The following is a 22,989-nucleotide window of genomic DNA, read 5'->3' as shown; positions in this document are numbered from 1 at the left end:
TTATTAATTACGCTTGGTTGCTGCTACCGAACAAGCGCATTTTCTCACGAATAACTTGTACCATTGCATCTCGTGCTGGTGTCATATACTTACGCGGATCAATAACATCTGCTTTAGCATTAAGCACTTCACGGATAGCGTTCGTACAAGCTACTTGGTTTTCTGTATTTACGTTGATTTTACCAACGCCAGCTAGAATAGCTTTGCGAATAGCTTCGTCTGGCACGCCAGATCCACCGTGTAATACAACTGGAACAGGAATAGCACTAGCTACTTTTTCGATAATATCATAGTGAATTTTCGGCTCACCTTTGTACATACCATGAGCTGTACCAACTGCGATAGCTACACAGTCTACTTGCGTTTCTTCATAGAAACGAATGGCTTCTTCTGGGTTAGCAAGTGTAGCATCTGCTTCGTCTACGCTAAGATCATCCTCTACACCACCGATAGTTCCAAGCTCTCCTTCAACAGATACACCCATTGCACGAGCAGCACGAACTACTTCTTTAGTAAGAGCGATGTTTTCCTCTAAACCATAATGTGAACCATCAAACATAACAGAGCTGAAACCAGCACGGATACATTGCATTGCTACTTCAAAGCTGCTTCCGTGGTCCAAATGTAGTGCTATCGGCAAACCGGATTTTTCAGCTGCTGCTTTTGCCATTGCAACTGTAAATTCGATTCCCATATAACGAAGCGCGCCTTCGCTAACTCCGTAGATAAAAGGAGAGTTTTCAGCAATTGCCGCTTCAACAGTCGCTTGCGCAAACTCCAAGTTGTTCATGTTAAATTGTCCTACTGCAAATTTATTATCTTTAGCCCTTGGTAAAAAATCATTCATCGATACTAATGGCATAGTAAAAATTCCTCCTATTAGTTAACATTCTAGCTCAAGCCCGTTCCGACTTGTCATTCTGAGTTATTATACCATATTAGGGGCAGTTTTAGTAAAGCTTGTTTTTCGTAATTGTGGACAGCAATAGAACGAGTTATATATTGTAGAAATAGGTAGGATTACTGGGGAATTAATAAAAATCCGGCGCTGATCTATTGATCAGTTACCGGATTTTGGTTAGGAAGATTGTTTTGCATATTTATTTTCAGTTGAAAAATCTCCACGTAGTTGCTGATTAACCTCTTTACGTAAATCATCGATATCAAATGGTTTAGTAAACGAAGAAAGTGCTCCTGCTTTCATAGCTTTATCTAACAAATCGAGCTCTCCATAAGCAGTCATCATAATAACTTTAATTTGTGGGTCTATCGCTTTAATATGGCTCAAAATTTCAAATCCATCCATACCTGGAATTTTCATATCCAGTAAAACCAAGTCAGGCGAATCTCGCTTCACAATTTCTAGCGCTGCTTTTCCATTAGCTGCTTGAAAAGTTTCATAATTCTCATTGTTAAAAACTTCGGCCAGTAACACACGAATGCCGTTTTGATCGTCAACAATCAATACTTTATTCTTTTCCAAAGCTTGCAACACCCCCTACAAATTAGCCAAACAAGTTTTCCACAAAATTGTCCCTTATTATTGGCTTCATTTATCTGGTATTGTATTCGCTCTACTTCCTATAAATACCTGCTGCAAACTTAAAAAAATATTTTTTTTGGCAAAAATTTTCACAATATAAATTGCTTTTATAGAGAATGAGTAATTGCTGCCTGCACAAAACCTTTAAATAAAGGCTGTGGACGATTAGGTCTGGAAGTGAACTCTGGATGAAATTGTACCGCCAAAAACCACGGATGATCTTTTAGTTCCACAATTTCAACTAATTTACCATCTGGAGAAACACCTGATATAATCAATCCCGCCGCTTCTAATCTTTCACGATACGCATTATTAAATTCATACCGATGACGATGACGTTCATAAATTAGCTCATCATTATATTCCTGCTCTGCGATAGAGTTTTCAGCTATTTTACACGGATATAGACCAAGGCGCATCGTGCCACCCAAATGTTCTATATCTTTTTGATCTGGCAATAGATCAATGACAGGGTAATTAGTATTAGCATCAATTTCTGAACTGTTAGCAGCTTTTAAGCCCGCCACATTACGCGCAAACTCAATAACAGCCATTTGCATACCTAAACAAATACCGAAAAACGGAATTTTGTTTTCGCGAGCATACTGTACAGCTAACACTTTACCTTCAATACCACGATCTCCAAAACCGCCCGGCACAAGGATACCGTGAATGCCATCCAATTGTTCCTTTATATTACCTTCGTTCAATTGTTCAGCATTAATCCAACGAATCAAAACTTCTGCATCTGTAGCTATTCCAGCATGACCCAACGATTCCACAATACTCAAGTAAGCATCATGCAATTCAACATATTTACCAACGATAGCAACTTCGATAGTACGATGTGGTGTCTTTACACGTTCTACCATCGCTTCCCACTCCGTCATATCAGCAGGACCTGCTAGTAACTTCAAATGATTGACAGCTAGCTCGTCCAACCCTTCATCACGTAGCATCAATGGTATTTCATATAACGTACTTGCATCACGACATTCAACTACCGCTTTTTCATCGATATCACAAAATAGTCCTATTTTCTTCTTTAAATCTTCTGCAAGAGGATGTTCTGTTCGACAAACAATGACATTCGGTTGAATACCAATAGAACGCAATTCTTTTACACTATGCTGCGTAGGCTTTGTTTTCACTTCACCTGCTGCTTTAAGGTATGGAATTAATGTAACATGGATATACATCACGTTATCGCGACCGATATCACTTTTAATTTGTCTAATAGCTTCCAAAAAAGGTAAGCTCTCTATGTCACCAACTGTACCACCAATTTCTGTTATAACAACATCGGAACCAGCTTCTCTACCCGCACGAAATACTCTTTCTTTTATTTCATTCGTAATATGCGGTATAACTTGAACAGTACCACCCAAATAATCGCCACGGCGCTCTTTTGTAATCACATGAGAATAAACTTTTCCAGTCGTTACTGTGCTACTTTTCGATAAATTAATATCTACAAACCGCTCATAGTGACCTAAATCTAAATCTGTTTCTGCTCCATCATCCGTTACAAATACTTCACCGTGCTGATAAGGGCTCATCGTGCCCGGATCCACATTCAAATATGGATCAAACTTTTGAATTGTCACCTTCAAACCTCTATTTTTCAATAAACGCCCTAATGAAGCTGCTACAATTCCTTTACCTAGAGAAGAAACTACTCCGCCCGTTACAAATATATATTTGGTCACTGTTCTATTACCCTCCATGATATAGTCGTTGTCTGATTCTATGTTCAAATATCCAAATATCCAAACAAAAAAAGTGACACCCGCATTTTTACTACGGGGGCACTTTTCTTATCACATTGTTGTGTGTTATTTCCTATTAAAATCTAAAGCCCATGCAATAGTTTACTCTTCTTCTCTACTGCCTGTCAAGGAAAAGTAACACCACTTTTTCTGTTACAGAGCGAACGAAAATTTAACGTTAAATTTTGTCTTCATCTTCTTCATAATCATCGTTCTCTTCGTCTTCGTCTTCATCTTCTAGCTCTTCATCGTCTTCTAATTCTTCGTCAATGTCTTCCTCTATATCATCTTCGATGTCCACTTCATCTTCTGCTTCTTCATCAGTTGCTTCATACTCTTCTTCTTCCACTTCACCATCTAATTCATCAAAACCATCTGGTGCAGTGAAATCTTCATCAAATATATCTTCGTCTTCCATATCATCGTCATCATTAATAATTCTTGTACGCTTCGCATTACCAACAGGATCTTCCGAACGTTCCACTGGATACCAGCGCTTCAATCCCCACATGTTGCTACCAATACAAGCAAACCGACCGTCAATATTTATTTCCGTATAAACCTGTGCAATAAATTGTTTAATTCCTGCTTCAGACAATCCGCGGATCTTAGCAATTTCCATCATCAGGTCGCGATAATAGTAAGGTGTATTGACTGTTTTCAAAACCTCATAAGCTAAATCCACCATAGGCATTTCTTTAATACGCTCAGGATCAAGTTTAAGCGAAATAGTACTGCCGCTCATATCGACACATCCTCTCTTGCAAATCAAATAGTAAACCGATTAATCATTAGTCAAAGTATAGTAAAACCTATTTCATACAAAAAATCAAGTAACAGAGCATAGCAACTTTTATCATCGCCTAATATGTCTGTATTTTCCCTCCACTTATGTACAAATTACGACATCATATGTTGCAACGATAAAGCGAAGGATAGCTCCTTCGCTTTTGACTGTATCCACCCGACTTTTCAGTACCTACCCTAGTTAATCGGGTTTAGAGTGGAGATAATCACTCTTCATCTATAGTATGTGCCACTGAAGCGTTTGACACGGCTGACCGCCTAATTTGCAATAATAAGGCATGTGGCGTATACGATGCTCTCCATCCCTTCATACAATATTTCACTACTGCATAATAAGGAGGGAAATTATAATTGAATATCGCTGCATTTATTGACTCACTACAGGAAGCGGTGGCCGAATCGGTAATAACTTCCACATGCCAAGCACGATTTATCCGATTTCGCCAACAAGAACATTTCCTGAAATTTATGGAGCTTTGGTCCGAGCAGCGACAATTACCTAACGAGCATGTCCATATAAAGCCACTATCTTCTATTCACAGTCTAGCTTGTTTCCTATCTGATTATACTTCTTTAGCTCTTTTTTCTCCATTTATTACATTAGAAACAGATAATCCAGTAACAATCGATGCCAATGCAGTTCGTTCAGCTGCTCCTTCTGCCACGACACGTTCTAATGAAAAAGCTTTTTCCTGGGGAATAAAACATGTTAAAGCACCGCAAGCATGGAAAAAAACGATCGGGCAACAAATTAAAATCGGTGTCGTTGATACCGGTGTTGACTTCAATCATCCTGATTTACGCCACACACTAATTCATGGCGTAAATTTAGTATATCCGCTTCGTCCACCAGTAGATGACAATGGGCATGGCACTCACATCGCTGGCATTATAGCAGCAAGTAATAAATATCATGGGATGACAGGTGTTGCACCTGGTGCACTTATCGCTCCTGTCAAAGCATTTGATGAATTTGGTAGTGCTTTTGTCTCTGATATTATATTAGCTATTGAATGGTGTGTGCAAAACCGCATGGATATCATCAATATGAGCTTTGGTATGAAGAAAAGAAACAAAGCTCTGTTAGATGCTGTCACAGCTGCTTATCAATCCGGCATTATTATCGTAGCTTCTTCTGGTAATGACGGTAAGCGCAGTACAATCGATTATCCCGCACGCTATACACAAACGATTGCTGTGGGGGCTACATCGAAACTAAGAAAAGTGGCGCCGTTCAGTAATCGAAGCAATTCTATTGATATTTTTGCACCTGGCGACAAAATAACATCACTCTGGCCACAAAATAGTTATCATGAAATGAGCGGTACATCGATGGCAACTTCACACGTCAGTGGTGCCATCGCCTTGTTGCTTGCTCTCTATCCTAATTTATCCCCATCACAAATCAAAACCATCGTAAAGCGTTCTATCCAACCGCTAAAAAACTACAAAACGCAACGAGCCATTGGCGAGCTTGATATAACAAGAATGTTACAGATCGCCCGATCTAGTCATAAATAGTATAACCAATTACATTTTCTCAGGCGCAGAAACTCCAATCAACCGCAATACATTGGCAATCGTAATTTTAATCGCTTTTAGCAAGGCTAACCGGGCTATAGTTAAATCGACATCTTCCGTAATAACTCTCTCTGCACGATAATAGCTATGGAATTGAGATGATAACTCGTATACGTAACGGATCAATCGATGCGGTGCATGCATTTGCGCCGCTTCTGTTATTACCGTCGGGAACTCTGCCAATTTATGCATCAAATCATATTCGGTATCCGTTTGTAACTTTCGATAATCGACTTGCTGTACATCCAACGTTATTTGCTGTTCCGACGCTTGGCGAAAAATACTACATATCCGCGAGTGAGCATACTGCACATAATAAACAGGATTTTCATTGGATGTCGAAATAGCTAAATCCATGTCAAAGTCTAAGTGGGAATCTATTCCCCGCATCGTAAAGAAATAACGAATAGCGTCCACACCTACTTCATCCATTAGGTCTTCCATCGTAACTGCTTTGCCTGTTCGTTTGGACATTTTTACTTTTTCACCATTTTGAAACAAACTAACCATCTGGGCAATAAGGACCGTTAACTGTGTTGGATCATGACCAAGTGCTGCCATCGCCGCTTTTACCCGTGCAATATAGCCGTGATGATCCGCACCCCAAATGTTAATCAACTCATCAAAGCCCCGAGTATATTTATCATGATGATAAGCAATATCCGGTGTCAAATAAGTATAGGAACCATCATTCTTCACCAATACCCGATTTTTGTCGTCACCAAATGGCATCGTATTTAACCAAACGGCTCCTTCTTCTTCATATACATAACCGGTTTGTTTAAGTGCATGTAGACCACCTTCTACTTTTCCACTCTCATACAACGAAGTTTCACTATACCATACATCAAAATGAACGCGAAACCGCGCCAAATCCCGTTTAATTTTATCTAGCTCTCGTTCCAAGCCAAACTCACGTAAATAGGTGAAACGTTCTTCAGAAGAAAGTGATAATAAACGATCCCCTTCACGCTCCACTAATTCGGCCGCAAATTGAATAATATCTTCTCCATGGTAGCCATCCGCTGGTAATTCAGCCGTCTTCCCCAACTGTTGCATGTAACGGGCTTCTAACGATAACGCTAAATTTTCCACTTGCTTGCCAGCATCATTAATGTAGTACTCTCGAGTAACGTCATAACCAGCAAAGTCCAATACATTACATAATGCATCTCCTACTGCCGCTCCTCTAGCATGACCCAAATGTAAGCTACCAGTTGGATTGGCACTTACAAATTCCAATTGAACTTTCTTTCCCGCTCCCAGCTCGACACGTCCGTAATCATTGTCGGCTGCCAATACTTGGTTAATGATAGGGTGCAAATAACTTTTGTCAAAGCGAAAATTAATAAACCCCGGTCCAGCTATTTCCGCAGACTGTATGGATGCTGCTGCATAGTCTATATGTTCAATCAGTTGCTCTGCAATTTGTCGAGGATTTCGTTTTGCTATTTTTGTTAATTGCATAGCAATATTCGTTGCTAAATCACCATGCGCTTTGTCTCTTGGCACTTCCAAAACAATTTCCGGTAATTGTTCTTCTGTCACCAATTCGGCAGCTAATACTGCTTGTACAATCGCTTTTTTCACTTGCTCATGCTGCTGTTCCAACACATTCATTTTGATCACTGCTTTAAACATCCTTTCGTATATGAAGCTTCATATGAAATTTCCCTGTAACTTGCTCATTTACTAACAAATCATAGTGCCACTCTAGCGAAAAAGGTAGCTCCGGCCTTTCTAACATCTGTTTGTCCGTCTGCTCCAGCTTTTCTTGCCGCTCACGAGCAACCTGCACCAAACCAAGACTATATGTTTTCGTCTTGATTTGCATCGTTATTGCTTGTGCTCGGTAAACACCCGCACTTTGTATATTTGGGATAAACAACTGCTCAGAATGAATCGCACCTCGGCGAACGATAGACAGTTCTCCCTGTTTATAGCGAATAAGCGTCCGAATTTCTTCTTGCCCTTGTTCATATTCTTGTTCAGTATAGCGTATATAAACAGCTCGTTGTTTGTTATATAGTTGCCCTTTATACTGAAATGTCGTCGATTGTCCATCATGCTGACTAACCAGTGTGACGATAACTGCTTCACTTTCCTTCGTCATAATTTCGACTCCTACATTTATATTTCTTCTACTACTATATAGGGCTCACATCTATATTTCAAAATATAATTATCTATATTTATCAAAAATTACAATAACATAAGCTGCCATAACAAAAAAACTTGTCTGTCCTCACATTGGCGGCAAACAAGTTTTTCATATTTATTTAATAAAACCTAATAGCATCTCACGAATGAGTTTCGCTGCAACGATTTGTGTTTGTTCTGTTGGGTCGTAAGCTGGTGCCACTTCTACCACATCACAACCAACGATATTCACTTCAGATCGAGCAATCGCATGGATAGCACCAAGCAACTCTTTGGAAGTGATACCACCCGCTTCTGCCGTTCCTGTGCCTGGTGCTGCTGATGGATCTAACACATCAATATCGATAGTTAAATATACGGGACGTCCAGCCAAGCTTGGCAATACTTGCTTCAGCGGCTCCAATACTTCAAATGGGAAAAAATTAATGTTCTCACGAGCATATTGCCATTCTTCGCGAGAGCCAGACCGAATACCAAACTGATAAATATTGTTACCACCAAGTAGCTGAGCAGCTTTTTTTAGCGGTGTAGAATGCGACAATGGTTCTCCTTCATAGGAATCACGCAAGTCTGCATGAGCATCAAAATGAATAATCGCCAAATCCGGATATTTTTTATACACTTCCGAAATAACCGGCCAAGACACTAGATGCTCACCGCCAAGCCCTACTGGCATCTTGTCATCTTCTAGCAATCCTTTTACATATTCACCAATAATTTCTAAACTTCGTGCCGCATTACCAAAAGGTAACAGTAAATCGCCAGCATCAAAATAACAGACATCTTCATCTTCCAAACTACGATCCAAATACGGGCTATATTCTTCTAACCCAATCGATACTTCACGAATACGTGGCGGGCCGAAACGTGAGCCTGGGCGAAAACTTACCGTATAATCCATCGGCATACCATAAATAACTGCTTTTGCTTGCTCATAATTTTCAGAGCTGAGTATAAAGACATTACCAGAATATTGCTGATCTAATTTCTTCATTTACTTTACCAAATCCTCTACAAATTTAGGCAATACGAAAGCAGCTTGATGCAAACGTGGGCTGTAGTACTTCGTATCGATTTCGGCGATATCCGCTTCTTTCACTGCTAGTGGATCATACTTTTTGCTCCCCATGGTAAATGTCCATAGCCCACTTGGATAGGTTGGTATGTTAGCACCATATACACGAACGATTGGAAACACTTCTTTCACATCACGATTTACGCTTTGGATCAAATCAGCTTTGAACCAAGGGTTGTCCGTTTGCGCCACGAATATACCATCTTCCTTCAACGCTTCATAAATCCCTTGATAAAATCCACGTGTAAACAAGTTAGCAGCAGGACCTACTGGTTCGGTTGAATCGACCATAATGACATCATACGTATTTTTATGCTCATGGATGTGCATGAATCCATCGTTAACGATCACTTCAACACGAGGATTTTCCAATTCACAGGCGATAGATGGCAAATATTTTTTGGAATACTCAATTACTTTCCCGTCGATATCTACCAATACTGCTGTTTTCACTTTGTCATGTTTCATAATTTCACGAATAACGCCACCATCTCCACCGCCAACGACTAATACGTTCTCTGGGTTAGGATGTGTAAATAAAGCAGGATGAGCGACCATTTCATGATAGACAAACTCATCCTTTACTGTTGTCATAACCATGCCATCTAGGACAAGCATTGTGCCAAATTCTTCCGTTTCAATCATATCTAATTGTTGGAATTCTGTTTGTTCATTAACATATGTTTTCGTTATTTTAGCTGTAATGCCGAAGCTATCTGTTTGTTTTTCTGTATACCACATTTCCATTTTAATTCCTTCTTTCCGTTGATAGTTCAAAGTGTATTATAGTATTTTACTCGTTAAATGAAAACATCTATTTCGCCTATTACAAAAATAATTATTTGTCATCCCGATTAGTGAATAGTTACTCGCATTTTTTTCCATACTAGTGAAGAGATGAATGCTCACAACAAGGGAGCTGACAGCGATGATTTTCAAATGGTTCAATCGTAAAAAAAGACAACGATTTACTGATAGAATAGTAGCTTGGTGGCGTAAAATACCACTTATCATTCACTACCGCAGCTTGCTTAAAGTAACGACTGTCTCTTTCTTGATGACAGCTATTATTATAGCAGGTTTCTATTACTATATAAGCAAACAAGCTTTGCCAGCTGCTTCCATCCGTCAAGCGTCACATATCGTAGATATGCATGGCAACGTGATCGACACATTACATCAAGGAGAAATTCGTTACTCCGTACCATTATCGAGTATTTCCCCTTATGTTATTCATGCTACATTAGCAATTGAAGATCGACGATTTTACGATCATTTCGGCTTTGATATGAAAGGACTCGCTCGAGCCGCAGTCGTAAACGTACAGCATATGTCTGCGAAACAAGGGGCTAGTACGTTAACCCAACAACTCGCCCGCAACCTTTACTTAACACATGAAAAAACATGGCAGCGGAAATTAAAAGAAGCGTTCTATACAACACAACTCGAAATGAAATATAGCAAAGACGAAATTTTGGCGATGTACTTGAATCAAATATATTATGGGCATGGTTCTTATGGGATAGAAGCTGCTGCTCAATTCTACTTTAGTAAAAAAGCTGATCAACTTAATTTAGCTGAAAGTACTTTATTAGCCGGTATTCCGAAAGGACCAAAATATTATTCTCCCTACAATAATATGAAAGCTGCTAAAGACAGACAGCGCACTATTCTCCAAGCAATGGTAGAGCAAGGGACAATTACGGAAATGGAAGCTAATCAAGCACATCAAGAAGTGTTGCAATTTGCTCCAGCACATTCTCAAGCACAGACTAACAACGCCCAGTACTTCTCTGATTACGTACAATCGATACTTACCGAACAATTAGGTATTAGTGAGCAACTAATTAATGAAGGTGGTATTATTGTGCACACTACGCTCGATTCGGCTATGCAAGCAGCGGCGGAAGAGAGCATTCAACAAAAAATGCCAGAACAATCCGAACAACAAGCTGCACTCATTGCCATTGATCCACGTAATGGTTATATTAAAGCAATGGTCGGTGGTCGTAACTACGCTAGCAATCAATTCAATCGAGTATTAACAGATACTAGGCAGCCCGGTTCTACCTTCAAACCTTTTGTTTACTTAGCAGCCTTAAAAAATAGAACAATGTCTCCGACTACACATTTCAAAAGCGAACCAACCGTTTTTACATATGACGATGATCGAAAAACATATGAACCGCGTAATTACGGCAACAAATATGTGATGGATAATATCAATTTGCGAAAAGCGATAGCCAGTTCCGATAACATCTATGCCGTTCATGCTTTGATGCTCGTGGGGGCAGAGGAAGTAATCGCAACAGCACAACAGCTCGGTGTACAGAGCCCGCTACAACCTATGCCATCACTTGCTCTTGGTACATATCCAGTCAGCCCGCTGGAAATGGCAGCAGCTTTTGGCGTTTTTGCAGCAGCAGGTGAATATAACAAACCAATGGCTATATTACGAGTGGAAGATCGGTACGGCAATATTATTTTTGAAGCAAAACGGCAAACAGAGCAAGTCATATCGCCCGCTGAAGCCTATGTTATGACTAATTTGCTGGAAAGTGTCTTCCAGCCAGGTGGAACTGGACATCGTGTGGCATCTACTATAAAACGACCCGTAGCTGGAAAGACCGGTACGACTGCAACCGATGCGTGGATGGTTGGCTATACGCCAGAGCTGACAACCGCTGTCTGGGTTGGTTACGATAAAGATCGAAAACTAACGGTAGCAGAAGCACAAAGAGCAGCTCCTATTTTTGCAACATTTACAGAACAAGCACTAGCCGCCATTCCGCCAAAAGTATTTCCTATAGCAGAAACTGGAATTACCGGAGTCTATATCGACACTGTAACGGGGCAAAGAGCAACTGAAAATTGCCCTCATAAACAACTAGAGTTTTTTTTAAATGGGACAGAACCGGCTGAATCAGATATATGTGAACATCACTCCACTAATGGATTACAAGAAACGAACGACGATGGTAATATGACCGATCAACAAACCAAAGATCAAAAACGAACGTGGTGGGAAGACTTCAGACGTTGGTGGAGTAACTAAAAATCTTCTAACATGTATATCGTAAAATAGCAAATAGCGTGAGCTGACAAGGAATACACGATTGCTTCCTTTTCTCTCACGCTTTTTGTCATTGTCCTTATTTTCGCTCATTGCGAATAAATAAAAGCCGAAATCCGATAGCGATAAAAATAAACGCTCCTAAACCAACAGCAATCACATCTGACATATAGTATTTGTAGTTGGCAAATCTCATGACCCATTCTGGTTTTACTTTAAGTAAAAAGCTAAGTGTACCGTCTAGAAATACTACTACACCGATACCAATGATACCAACACCAATCCATCGCTTGGCAGCAGTCGTCTCCACCAATAATGATCGTTCCTCTTTCTCTTCGTCAGAACCATATGTAGCGAACTGTAATATATCCAGTACAGAAAATAAAATAAGTAATGGTAAAACAAAAGCAATAAATTTAAAATTAAATTGATACAGCAAAAAGACTTGTAGTAAAAAAATAGTGATGAGCTGCAGCCCGTTTCGTTGTTTGCCAATGTAAATATGACCGGCACCCGGAATAATAGCAAGCAATACAGCTAATGACTTGCTCTTTTGATGAGCTGTAAAAAAACGATCCAAATCAACGAAAATGGAATGTTGGCTTGGCAAATTGCCTTGTTCTTTTGCTGTAAACTGCCTTACTACATCCATAATAGAAAAAATAAACAAGACAGGGAGTATGAACAATAGCAACCACGCTAATGACAAGCCTGGTATATTCATTAACGTTACTGTCAGTATAAATAGACCAACGAATGTTGACAGAATGCTCATTCCACGTTGTACCAGCCCTAATTGGAGATGTCCTAGACCTGGAATAATCGACATCATGATGATGACATTTTTTTCGTCTTTCTGCTCACTATAATTAGAAGCAGAGTAGGATGGCTGCGTATGTGTCGATGTGAATGAATATTCTGCTTGTGCCTGTGTCATTGATGACTGATGACCTGCGCTCTTTTCTTTAAACTTATCGCCACTAATGACGATAATCATATCAACCATATTAATAACCCAAACAAACAATGCTACGATGACACCAATAAATATAAGCCCGCCTAGTTGATCAGCTAAACCGCTAATTGCTACTAAAATAGCTGTACCTAACGAACCTCCGAATAAAAATAAATAGACAATAGAACGAATAGCATGACCTGCATAGACATGACCTAAACCTGGTATAACAGACAATATTAAAGCAATTGAACCTTTCTTATTCATGTGATTATTCCTCCTTACTTCAATAATTACCACTTCCAGTTATAACATCTCAAGGTACATATAAAAAGCCCTTGCTCTACACGATTCATAAAGCAGGGACTTTTTTCCATATATTATGCAATTTTATTTAATATATAATGCAGATACAACTTTATGATAAACCTTCTTTCAATTCATCCGTCGATCGTTCCCACCATTGTGGATTATGTTCCATTAATAATTTTTTCAGCGCTTCTTTTTCTTGCTCAGCAAGCTCATCTAGTATAACGCGTCGCTTCATCGCATAGTCAAGTTTATTGACATGATCAGCAAGTATTTTCCAGCCGCGCATTGCTTGTGAGTCAATCCACATTTCACATGCAGTAGCGCCAGCATAAAAAGAACCCTCTTCATGACGCTCGACAGCAACCCACACTACCCAACATTGACGACCATCAGGCGTAAGCGATCTATCAGGAGAAAACCGAACACCTTTTTCAATTTTACTCTTCCCGTGAAGTGCACCAACATCAATATACGCTTCACCGTTATCTATAATAATACAAGCAATATCACTCAAATCAATAGCGCCAGCACCGAAACCTCTATGTCGTTTGCCACCAATCAAATTGAGTGACAAATTTTTTTTCACCTTTAATTCACCAGGCTTTTGTTCTTCTGTCACAGGTCTTCACACCTTTCCATAACGATAATTACATTTTAGCTAATATTTTTGGAATTGCAAACATATACATGCTGTAGAAGCTTGTCAATGGGAGGGAATATAGAATGCGTCCTAGCTATTTCAAACAAATATTAATCAGTATATGCTCTATTATTTTGGTGACACTTTCCATGCAAGATGCACAACCACAAGCATGGTCATCATCGTTAACTCTAGTATCCGAAGAAAAAGCCGCACAACCAGTAAATGAACCAGTACCAAATAAACTGCCTGCATCAAACAAAAAACCGTTAAGCAATCGAACGGTAGAATATCATATTTCTGTGAAATTACGAGATGATATTCGGCATCTTGATGGTCAACAAACGATAACATGGCACAATCCTGGTCGCAAACCAGTGACTGACTTGTACTTTCATCTCTATGCCAATGCCTTTCACTCTAATCAATCTACTTTTATGAAAGAGTCCGGTGGAAAATTACGGGAAGATCAAGCTACACCTGCTAGTGTCGGATATATGGATGTGACGAGCCTGACCACACTCGAAGGAGATAGTTTGCTACCACGCATGCAATATGTGCAGCCAGATGACAATAATGCTCAAGATAAAACGATGATGCGTATCCGATTGCCAGAGCCTGTAGCAGCTGGTCAATCCGTTACTTTGATAGTCGGATTTACCGTCAAATTACCAGAAATATTCGCTCGAATGGGATACTACGATAATTTTGTTATGGCTGGACAATGGTTTCCCAAAGTTGCAGCATATGAAACAAGCGGGATGAGAGGTCGGACGACAGAAGGCTGGAATTTGCATCAATATCACGGAAACTCGGAATTTTACAGCAACTTTGCTATGTATAACGTACTAATTAACGTACCAGAAGATTTCCAAGTAGCCGCTACCGGCATACAAGTAAAACCGGCTACCGCTGAGAACGGACGAGCGTTACACCAATATTACGCCGAAGATGTTCATGATTTTGCTTGGGCAGCTTCTCCACATTTTTTATATGAAGAATATGCTTTTTCTGAAGAAGGGATACCAGGCGTTAGATTAAAGTTGTACCTAGACCCCGCACATGCCGCACTAAAAGAACGGTACATTCATGCAGCGAAATCAGCGTTAATCAAACTAGCCAAATGGTATGGTCCTTATCCTTACAGTACATTATCTATCGTTGTTCCGCCAAAAGGAGCAAGTGGAGCAGGCGGTATGGAATATCCGACTCTCATTACAGCTTTTGCAGCTGATAAAGATAATCCCGGATATGAATTAGAACGAGTGGTAATACACGAAACTGCACACCAGTATTGGTACGGGATGGTAGCTTCTAATGAATTCGAAGAAGCTTGGCTCGATGAAGGCTTTACCTCCTACTCCGAAGACAAAATAATGGAAGCTGTCTATGGTGTCGTTCCTAATTTACGTACAGAAGCAAGTTTTATTACCGACCCAGCACCACTACTGCAAGACGCGTGGAAATTCGATAATCATAAACAGTATGCAGAGAACGTTTATATTCGCTCTAAACTAGTGTTGCGAGATATTGAAAATCAAATTGGTGATGATCAAATGAAAAAAGTATTGCGTGCCTATTTCCAAACATTTAAATTCAAGCATCCTTCCACCGATGATTTCCAAGCGACATTAGAAAAAATTACGAAACAAAGCTGGGACGAATATTTTGAACGATTTGTAAAAAACAATGATACAGCAGACTACCAAGTGAAAAGTATCGCTGTAAAGCCATTGAAAAAAACCGATCCACTCCAATACGAATCAAATATTACAGTGCAACGCAGTTTTGCTAAGCAAGAGGAAATGCCTGTTATTCTAAAATTTAAAGATGGCACTACTCGTACCAAACTGTGGAATGGAAAGCAAGAAGAAGAAACATTTATAGAAACACACACCGCACCTTTGGAATGGGCTATGATCGATCCTCAACAAATTAACTTACTTGATAACAAATTAATTAACAATTATATGCGAACCGAAACGCCCAAAGAATGGCGCGTACGTTGGAATATTGGCACTGTAAAAATATTCGATGTTTTATTCAAAGGTTTATTATTTTAGTTACTGACTACGCGGGGAGCGATGTTTATGAAAGCAACGATGAAAAGTGCTTGGACTTTAACAAGACAGCACTTTCCTCTCATCCTTTTTCTGTTTCTATATCGATTCATTATTGGTTTTATTTTATATCGTTTTATTGATAATATAGTTGTTCCCATTTTGCATCGTTATCCAAGTGGAGCCCCAATCGAGCATGCACAACAAATATTTTTAACAGAAGCTCAATTTCAATTAACCAAAACAAATATGATTATGCCATACTTGTGTACACTCGTAGCGATTATTGCCGTTCGTATGCTTATTACACCATTTATACATAGTGGGTTATTTCATTCTATCCAGCGCCAAATACAACAAGTGAAAGGTACACGTTTTCGGGAAGGAATTCGGACACATTGGAAAAAAGTCTCCGCTATCTATTGGTTAGGAGTAATAACAATGATAGTACCTGCTATATGGCTTCTCCCTATTCTGGCACAAAAATTAACTACTGCTCTTACGGTTGGGCAATTATTAACAGAGATTGGACCTTGGCTCGTTGGATGGGGAATCTATGCATTAGCTATTCACTTGTTCAGTGTTGCCCTGCAAGTCGGTATCGTTGCACAGCGTAAAGTTGTCACCATCTTACAGCGAACGGTCAGCTCTTTTATTCCTTACCTCATCCTTTCGGTATTATTATGGGTGATCGGCATTGGGGTAAACTCTCTCTTCTCCACTACTACTTTATTGTGGGCAGGGTTTGCTGCCCTCGTCATTCACCAAATTAGCCAACTAGTGACAACATGGATGAAAGTATGGACCTTAACAGCACAAAGCCATTTTCTACTGCACAAGCTAGAACAATAATACAATCGCATACATACAGTTATGACGATGTTCTCTATCATCGTTATGACTGTAAGTTAATTTAAAAAGACAAGTTATCTGAATATTTACAAAATTAAAATAATAGTGTATAATCAAATTAATTCTTGCAGAAAGGGGATAGTCCAGTGGAGACGGTTAGCGATGCATGTCAAAGACGAAAGAAAGGAGCAGCATAGCATAAACTGGACATGCGGGTTATCTAGAATAAGTAGCTATTGAAGTTAACTTTTCTGATTGATGTAAGATGGATAAAAGATTAGAACAAATGATCCTTGTGTAATATATGATGAGTATAGTAACAATTATGAATAGTATGAAAAGACGAAGAGCACTCACTACCGGAGAAAGGATATAGTATTTTCCACGAGGTTATGTTTTTCGAACAAAGAAATGGAGCGTTTAATTAAATTGAATATAAGCGGTAAAAGTAAATAGAAGGATTCTGATCATCATCGATGAGCGGAATCCTTCTATTATTTGGTAGGGTATATTTATAGTTATAAAATAGGACTTAATAATCTAGAAATCGACTCCTTGAATCGATTAGCTACTGATCGTTGTTCATACATCTCTTTGGTCAATTCTGTCGATTTTTCTTTATCTTGCTCGAAAATGTCCATCAATTTAACGGCTGTCCTCGTATCGTAAATAAATGCATTAATTTCAAAGTTCAGCTTAAAACTACGAATATCCAAATTTGCAGTTCCCACAGAAGCCACCTTGCCATCCACCACTAACGTCTTAGCATGCAAAAAGCCATTTTCATATAAATACACTTTTATACCTACATCAAGCAAAGCACCCAAATAGGAATTACTCGCCCAATATACAAAAAAATGATCTGGTTTATTTGGCAACATTATTTTTACATCTACCCCACACTTCGCAGCAATCCGCAAAGCCGTCATAAAACTTTCATCGGGAATAAAGTATGGCGTTTGAAAAGCTATCGTTTCTCGAGCAGAATAAATTAATTTAATAAAAGCATTTTTAATTTGCTGGTATTCACTATCTGGACCACTAGATACTAACTGCATACCAATTCCGTTACCACTATAGTTGGCGACAGGAAAATACGGTTCAATTAACTCCAATGTACTGTTTGTCGCTAAGTTCCAGTCCATCAAAAACTGCGCCTGCATCTGCAAAACAGCATGCCCCATAATTTTCAAATGAGTATCGCGCCAATAACCTAAGTTTTTATTTAACCCCAAATACTCATCACCGATATTAAAACCACCAATATAGCCAACTCGTCCATCAATGACAACTAGTTTTCGATGATTACGATAATTTATTTTTAAATTCAAATAGGGAATACGTGATGGAAAAAATGCGACAGCTTCTCCACCCGCTTCTAAAAACTGGGCAAAAAATCGTTTTGTGAGCCGCGAACTTCCAATATGATCATACAAAAACTTTATTTCAAGCCCTTGCTTCGCTTTCTCCGTTAATACATGCATTAATCGTCTGCCGAGCGCATCGTCGCGAACAATATAATAAATCAGATGAATATGATGTGTCGCTGTCTCAATATCTGAGATTAGTGCATCAAACTTTTCATTACCATCAATAAAAATATCTACTTCATTGTCGCTCGTATAAATAGCCTGACTCGTCATCAAATTCATATATAGAATATCACGATACGTTGCTGTCGAGGGATCGGCATACTCCATCTGATTCGATTGCATTTGCTCTGCTTGATTCTCTATGGCACTTTGAATGATAATGCGATGATCACCGAGCAATTTAGTTAACTTGCGCTTCTTTAACTTCTGACCGAGAACTAAATATAGGATAAAACCGAGCACTGGAATAAAAAATAAAATCAGTACCCATGACCATGTTGCCGTCACATTACGACGCTCTAAAAAAATAATAGTAATAGCCAAAAATATATTAAGCAGAAAAACAATAATGGTGATGTTTTGCATAAGTCCCATTGTAAATACGCACCTCTTCTATTCAGCCCTACAGCTTATCTGCTAACAGGCACTGCATCATAATATTCTTCCAGCGTCTGATCATTCGTATTCAACTGTTCAGCAAGCTCTATGCCAACATAGCGTAAATGCCATGGTTCATATTTATAACCTGTAATATTTTGCTTCCCTTCAGGATATCGGACAATGAATCCAAATTGATGAGCATATTTAGCAATCCAAGTCGCTTCATCCATATCGCCAAAACAGTCACTAGCCGCACATTTTCCGTCACTTCGAGTAACATCCATAGCCAAACCAGTCTCATGTTCACTTGTCCCTGGGTAAGCACTGTATGTTTTCGCTTTTTCCACACCATCTTTTGCTACATAGCGATTAAACAGCTGCTTTTGGTACTCTCGCGAGCGATAGCCAGATACGCCTGCTAAGTAGTAACCATCCTCTTCAGCAGCAACAAACATCTCTTCTAGCGCTGTAGCGGCTTCTTTGCGTAGCTTACGCTTATCTAATTTTTCTGCAAAAATAAAGCGGACATCCGGATAAACCAAATCGGTTGGTTCATATTGATCTGGTAGTCGGTTATTAGGATTAACAAGAGCAGCAATCGATTCTGGCTCCGCAATAACAGTAATACTCTCCCCTAAAGAGTCTGGGTCCTCTTCCTCTGTATGATTAGCCTCCGGCTCCTGCGTAGGTGATGGAGTTGGCGTTGAATTGCTGTGATCCGTTGGTTGTTCTATTGTAACGTTTCCTTCTTGTTCATTTTGCTTGTTGTTCTCCGTTTCCTGATTTTCATCTGTTAATACTGGTTTTGTTTGTGCAGTTTTGGCAGTTAAATTTTGTTGTTTTGCCCACTTCACTCCGAATATAACTCCTACTACTACTAGCGCTACAATTGCTAAAGCTGTAATTTTCTTCACTACTTCCCCTTCTTTCTTCATTTCGCCTTGTGCTATGACACGGTATAAGTAATAATTTCAAATGTTAAAATTTTCTTTTTATTGCGATACCTAGCTTTTGCCTTTTGACAAAACAGTGTATTCTCAAGCATAATAATAGTAAGTAATTAGTAAATATAGACTGTACAAGTTGAAAGGCTGGCTGATCAAGCCGCCTGTTTTCGTTCGTGAAAGGTGGTCGAATTTTTCAAATGTTACAAACAATGCAACGATTATTGCACACTCGTCCGATTGTTATTTTTTCTGTTATCATTTTCATTAAAAGTGTATTGACTTGGATGGTGTTACTAGAAGGTGGTCTCTCTGTTTTAACAGTATTTAAAGAAGTAGCTTTTTCTCTATCTGTCTTTTGTTTAATTGAGTACTTTGCTGGAAAACGTAAATTACTCTATTACTGGATTGCTAACATCGTTATGACCTCTATTTTATTCGCAGTGATCATGTATTACAAGTATTATGGTGTCATCCCAACTTACCATGCACTAGCACAGGTGAATCAAGTGGGGGCGGTACGCAACAGTGTATTCACACTTATACATCCCTACTTCCTGCTTATTTTTCTAGACATTATCATTATTTCATTTTTTGTATTTGGTAGAAAGAAAAAGAAAGAAAAACTATTTCACCAATACAATCAACGCTACAGTCGAAAAATTGTTTTATCTGTTTTTTCTCTATCACTCGCCATCTGTTTATTTAACGTATTGCCGCACCGTGCGAGTATGAACGAAATAGTTAAAGCAGAACAAATGGGTATTTTCAATTATGAAGCTTACACGATTCTGTCTAGTGAAGACAAGGAACTTGTCGAGCCGAAACAAATTACACAAGACAAAATTAGAGACATAAAACAAATTACCGTTCCGGATCAACCGGAGAAATACGCCTCTGCTGCTGGAAAAAACTTGATTATGATTCAAATGGAATCTTTTCAAAACTTTTTAGTTAATTTGCGTGTCGATGGGCAAGAAATTACACCAGTATTCAACGAACTTGTAAATAACGGTCATTACTTTAATAATTTTTATCAGCAGGTAGGACAAGGAAATACATCTGATGCTGAATTTGTCGTTAATACATCGCTCTATATTCCATCTCGAGGAGCTGCTTCGCAGATCTATGGTGAAAAGGAATTACCTAGTTTGCCAAAATTGTTAAAACAAGCTGGCTACTATACAACAACTTTCCACACGAACGTTGTAGACTTCTGGAATCGCGGCGAATTGTATACGGCTCTTGGATTTGATCGCTATTATGACCAACAATTTTTTGGTGATGACAACATTATTTTCTTCGGCGCACCAGATGAAGTGCTATATGATAAAACTGCCGATGAACTGAAACGATTGAATGAGGAGCAGGCTCCTTTTTATGCGCATGTCATTGCGATGACAGCCCATCATCCTTATACTATACCAGAAGAACTCACGCTTATTGATTTGCCTAATCGATTCAATGACACGATGGTAGGCTCGTATTTAAAATCTCAGTATTATGCAGATTATGCACTTGGCTCATTTATTGAAGATTTAAAAGCACAAGGGGTTTGGGAGGATAGTTTAATCGTATTATATGGTGATCATTTAGGTTTACCAATGTATTCTCTTACCCGAGAAGAAAAGGACCTCATGTCAGAAATCTATGGTCGTGAATATAATTACACAGATATGATTAATATTCCGCTTATCATTATTGACCCTAACGATGCTTCCACTGCTGTTCATGAACAGTTAGGTGGACAAATCGACATTTTACCAACGCTTGCCAATTTATTAGGAGTTAGTCTGGACAATCAAATCCACTTCGGTCAAGATTTAATGAATCAACCGTATAATATATTGCCACAGCGTTATTATTTACCAACGGGTTCATTTTTAAGCAGTCAAGAATTATTTTTGTCAGGAAGTGGCTATGAAGATGGCACACACTACTCATTAGCTGGTAATGGTGTAAGCGAAGAACGATCTGCAACGGAAGATGAGTTCGAACGTGCCTTAGAATTATTAAATTTATCCGATAGCTACGCCAATCAGCTTCCAAGCTGGAAAAAACAAGCGAACAAAAAATAATAATAAAAGCGCAATTTTCCAAGCTGTTAGAGATTAGTTTCTCTGTATCGTCAGCAAGAAAATTGCGCTTTTTGCATATTATCGGGTTAATTCAATTCATCCGTATAAACGTGAAAATGTTCAAAATACAGTGATTTAGTCGTCATAAACTGTTCCAACCACGTACAATCCTCATGAAGTGAACCTGCGATTATTAGTTTCATCATTGCAGCTTCTACCGTTATTTTGTCCAATGGAATTGCTCCAGCATCCAGTATTTCTACAGATGAACTATACAAAGCTATTTCCTTATCCTTCAGTGGGCAAATAAAAACAAGTATGTTTTCTTGCCTACATCTTGCAATAAACTTGGGCAAAGAATATCGCTCCACAGAAGAAGCACATGCAGTTGCGGAATGATGCAAATCATGAACAATCGCTAACGGTTTTTGCTCTCCCCACTGATAGTAACTGTAATCGAGCCCAGGATAGGGTTTAATATACTGAATTCGATTCGTTAACTGTGCAATGACTGTATGACGATCAAAAGGCACCTCCTGCGGTTTTAATAGCGATAGAGGGGGATTCAATGGATGAATCTGTGGTACAAATTGTCTTGTCCCTTTATCTATCTGACCGAATGTCAACCGATAGGGGCTACTGAACTGATCGTCAAAAGAAGTGCACTGTTCAATACGTGAACCCAAGTATACTTGCTGCTCCCCTTTATTATCCTCATAAACTACAAAAATGCCTGGAATAGTAGCAGAACAAATAAAATCAAAACTGCCACCCAAATTGCGCAAACCATTGCTCCGCTTGTCTGGGATAGGATAATTGCTTGCTGTAAATACTAGTGGAATCGTAAAATCAGCAAACATAAAAGAAAATAACGATGCAGTATACGCGAGCGTATCCGAGCCGTGAGTAATGACAATACCATCATATTCCGCTTGGTTAATTCGTTGTACATACTCCGCTAATAACTGCCAATGACTTGGATCGATATTTTCACTTAATATATTCAAAGGTTGAGCTACATCTAATTGGATATCTGTGCGATAAAACGGCTGTTGTCTATAACTATCCAGCAATAGAGCAGTACCTTGTTCATTAATATCGATTGCTTGCTCCTGTTGTTTACTGCCGATCGTACCGCCTGTAAATATAACGAGTATACGTTTCAAA

General features: G+C 39.0%; 18 protein-coding genes. 5 read left to right on the top strand and 13 right to left on the bottom strand.

Annotated elements, in window-relative coordinates; genetic code table 11:
• Positions 1-7: 7 nt before the first annotated feature.
• The 4 genes from fba to rpoE form a co-directional block, all read right to left on the bottom strand.
• Positions 8-862 (bottom strand): class II fructose-1,6-bisphosphate aldolase, encoded by an 855-nt coding sequence (fba, locus tag ACFSTH_RS18320; RefSeq protein WP_377774777.1) that lies wholly within the window; start codon positions 860-862, stop codon positions 8-10.
• A gap of 216 nt (positions 863-1,078) precedes the next feature.
• Positions 1,079-1,483, bottom strand: a complete 405-nt coding sequence (locus tag ACFSTH_RS18315) for a response regulator (RefSeq protein WP_377774776.1) — start codon at positions 1,481-1,483, stop codon at positions 1,079-1,081.
• A 167-nt stretch (positions 1,484-1,650) separates the two neighbouring features.
• A complete protein-coding gene (locus ACFSTH_RS18310; RefSeq protein WP_377774775.1) occupies positions 1,651-3,252 on the bottom strand; it encodes a CTP synthase in 1,602 nt (533 codons plus the stop codon).
• A 238-nt stretch (positions 3,253-3,490) separates the two neighbouring features.
• Positions 3,491-4,057: a DNA-directed RNA polymerase subunit delta gene (gene rpoE / locus ACFSTH_RS18305; protein WP_377774774.1), complete on the bottom strand. Its 567-nt coding sequence runs from the start codon at positions 4,055-4,057 to the stop codon at positions 3,491-3,493.
• Between the two features lie 413 nt (positions 4,058-4,470).
• On the opposite strand from rpoE, the gene ACFSTH_RS18300 reads away from it, so the two are divergent.
• On the top strand, positions 4,471-5,640 hold the full coding sequence (locus ACFSTH_RS18300; RefSeq protein WP_377774773.1) for a S8 family peptidase: 1,170 nt from the start codon (positions 4,471-4,473) through the stop codon (positions 5,638-5,640).
• A gap of 9 nt (positions 5,641-5,649) precedes the next feature.
• Here ACFSTH_RS18300 and argS read toward each other — a convergent pair whose 3' ends face one another.
• The 4 genes from argS to speE form a co-directional block, all read right to left on the bottom strand.
• Positions 5,650-7,320: an arginine--tRNA ligase gene (gene argS / locus ACFSTH_RS18295; RefSeq protein ID WP_377774792.1), complete on the bottom strand. Its 1,671-nt coding sequence runs from the start codon at positions 7,318-7,320 to the stop codon at positions 5,650-5,652.
• 13 nt (positions 7,321-7,333) lie between these two features.
• Positions 7,334-7,813: a DUF1934 domain-containing protein gene (locus ACFSTH_RS18290; RefSeq protein ID WP_377774772.1), complete on the bottom strand. Its 480-nt coding sequence runs from the start codon at positions 7,811-7,813 to the stop codon at positions 7,334-7,336.
• 162 nt (positions 7,814-7,975) lie between these two features.
• Entirely contained in the window at positions 7,976-8,854 is an 879-nt protein-coding gene (gene speB, locus ACFSTH_RS18285; protein ID WP_377774771.1) for an agmatinase, read from the bottom strand.
• Positions 8,855-9,682: a polyamine aminopropyltransferase gene (speE, locus tag ACFSTH_RS18280; protein WP_377774770.1), complete on the bottom strand. Its 828-nt coding sequence runs from the start codon at positions 9,680-9,682 to the stop codon at positions 8,855-8,857.
• 181 nt (positions 9,683-9,863) lie between these two features.
• On the opposite strand from speE, the gene ACFSTH_RS18275 reads away from it, so the two are divergent.
• A complete protein-coding gene (locus tag ACFSTH_RS18275; protein ID WP_377774769.1) occupies positions 9,864-11,990 on the top strand; it encodes a transglycosylase domain-containing protein in 2,127 nt (708 codons plus the stop codon).
• A gap of 97 nt (positions 11,991-12,087) precedes the next feature.
• Here the strand turns inward: ACFSTH_RS18275 and ACFSTH_RS18270 are convergent, their stop codons facing one another.
• On the bottom strand, positions 12,088-13,230 hold the full coding sequence (locus ACFSTH_RS18270) for a hypothetical protein (protein ID WP_377774768.1): 1,143 nt from the start codon (positions 13,228-13,230) through the stop codon (positions 12,088-12,090).
• 151 nt (positions 13,231-13,381) lie between these two features.
• Positions 13,382-13,894, bottom strand: a complete 513-nt coding sequence (locus ACFSTH_RS18265; protein WP_377774767.1) for a YwhD family protein — start codon at positions 13,892-13,894, stop codon at positions 13,382-13,384.
• Between the two features lie 104 nt (positions 13,895-13,998).
• Between ACFSTH_RS18265 and ACFSTH_RS18260 the strand changes: the two genes are divergently transcribed.
• Together ACFSTH_RS18260 and ACFSTH_RS18255 are read left to right on the top strand one after the other, a co-directional pair.
• Complete coding sequence (locus ACFSTH_RS18260) at positions 13,999-15,978, top strand: M1 family metallopeptidase (protein ID WP_377774766.1); 1,980 nt, start codon at positions 13,999-14,001, stop codon at positions 15,976-15,978.
• A gap of 27 nt (positions 15,979-16,005) precedes the next feature.
• Complete coding sequence (locus ACFSTH_RS18255) at positions 16,006-16,827, top strand: hypothetical protein (protein ID WP_377774765.1); 822 nt, start codon at positions 16,006-16,008, stop codon at positions 16,825-16,827.
• A 518-nt stretch (positions 16,828-17,345) separates the two neighbouring features.
• On the opposite strand, the gene cls is transcribed toward ACFSTH_RS18255, so the two are convergent.
• Both cls and ACFSTH_RS18245 read right to left on the bottom strand, forming a co-directional pair.
• On the bottom strand, positions 17,346-18,794 hold the full coding sequence (cls, locus tag ACFSTH_RS18250) for a cardiolipin synthase (protein ID WP_377774764.1): 1,449 nt from the start codon (positions 18,792-18,794) through the stop codon (positions 17,346-17,348).
• A 35-nt stretch (positions 18,795-18,829) separates the two neighbouring features.
• Positions 18,830-19,714, bottom strand: a complete 885-nt coding sequence (locus ACFSTH_RS18245) for a M15 family metallopeptidase (protein ID WP_377774763.1) — start codon at positions 19,712-19,714, stop codon at positions 18,830-18,832.
• Positions 19,715-19,944: 230 nt separating this feature from the next.
• On the opposite strand from ACFSTH_RS18245, the gene ACFSTH_RS18240 reads away from it, so the two are divergent.
• On the top strand, positions 19,945-21,822 hold the full coding sequence (locus ACFSTH_RS18240) for an LTA synthase family protein (RefSeq protein ID WP_377774761.1): 1,878 nt from the start codon (positions 19,945-19,947) through the stop codon (positions 21,820-21,822).
• Positions 21,823-21,908: 86 nt separating this feature from the next.
• Here ACFSTH_RS18240 and ACFSTH_RS18235 read toward each other — a convergent pair whose 3' ends face one another.
• Positions 21,909-22,988, bottom strand: coding sequence for an asparaginase (locus ACFSTH_RS18235; RefSeq protein WP_377774759.1), 1,080 nt, complete (start codon positions 22,986-22,988; stop codon positions 21,909-21,911).
• Position 22,989: the final 1 nt, after the last annotated feature.

Origin of the sequence: Paenibacillus yanchengensis, assembly GCF_042684845.1 — a bacterium.
GTDB classification, from domain to species: Bacteria; Bacillota; Bacilli; order Paenibacillales; family Paenibacillaceae; genus Pristimantibacillus; species Pristimantibacillus yanchengensis.
Note: the sequence above shows the minus strand (reverse complement) of the source record. Positions and strands in the feature narration are given on the sequence as shown.

Excerpts from the sequence above, each read along its gene's own strand:
- fba (WP_377774777.1), bottom strand. The coding sequence starts at position 862 with ATGCCATTAGTATCGATGAATGATTTTTTACCAAGGGCTAAAGATAAT.
- rpoE (WP_377774774.1), bottom strand. The coding sequence starts at position 4,057 with ATGAGCGGCAGTACTATTTCGCTTAAACTTGATCCTGAGCGTATTAAA.
- argS (WP_377774792.1), bottom strand. The coding sequence starts at position 7,320 with ATGAATGTGTTGGAACAGCAGCATGAGCAAGTGAAAAAAGCGATTGTA.
- ACFSTH_RS18290 (WP_377774772.1), bottom strand. The coding sequence starts at position 7,813 with ATGACGAAGGAAAGTGAAGCAGTTATCGTCACACTGGTTAGTCAGCAT.
- speB (WP_377774771.1), bottom strand. The coding sequence starts at position 8,854 with ATGAAGAAATTAGATCAGCAATATTCTGGTAATGTCTTTATACTCAGC.
- speE (WP_377774770.1), bottom strand. The coding sequence starts at position 9,682 with ATGGAAATGTGGTATACAGAAAAACAAACAGATAGCTTCGGCATTACA.
- ACFSTH_RS18275 (WP_377774769.1), top strand. The coding sequence starts at position 9,864 with ATGATTTTCAAATGGTTCAATCGTAAAAAAAGACAACGATTTACTGAT.
- ACFSTH_RS18270 (WP_377774768.1), bottom strand. The coding sequence starts at position 13,230 with ATGAATAAGAAAGGTTCAATTGCTTTAATATTGTCTGTTATACCAGGT.
- ACFSTH_RS18260 (WP_377774766.1), top strand. The coding sequence starts at position 13,999 with ATGCGTCCTAGCTATTTCAAACAAATATTAATCAGTATATGCTCTATT.
- ACFSTH_RS18255 (WP_377774765.1), top strand. The coding sequence starts at position 16,006 with ATGAAAGCAACGATGAAAAGTGCTTGGACTTTAACAAGACAGCACTTT.
- cls (WP_377774764.1), bottom strand. The coding sequence starts at position 18,794 with ATGGGACTTATGCAAAACATCACCATTATTGTTTTTCTGCTTAATATA.
- ACFSTH_RS18240 (WP_377774761.1), top strand. The coding sequence starts at position 19,945 with ATGTTACAAACAATGCAACGATTATTGCACACTCGTCCGATTGTTATT.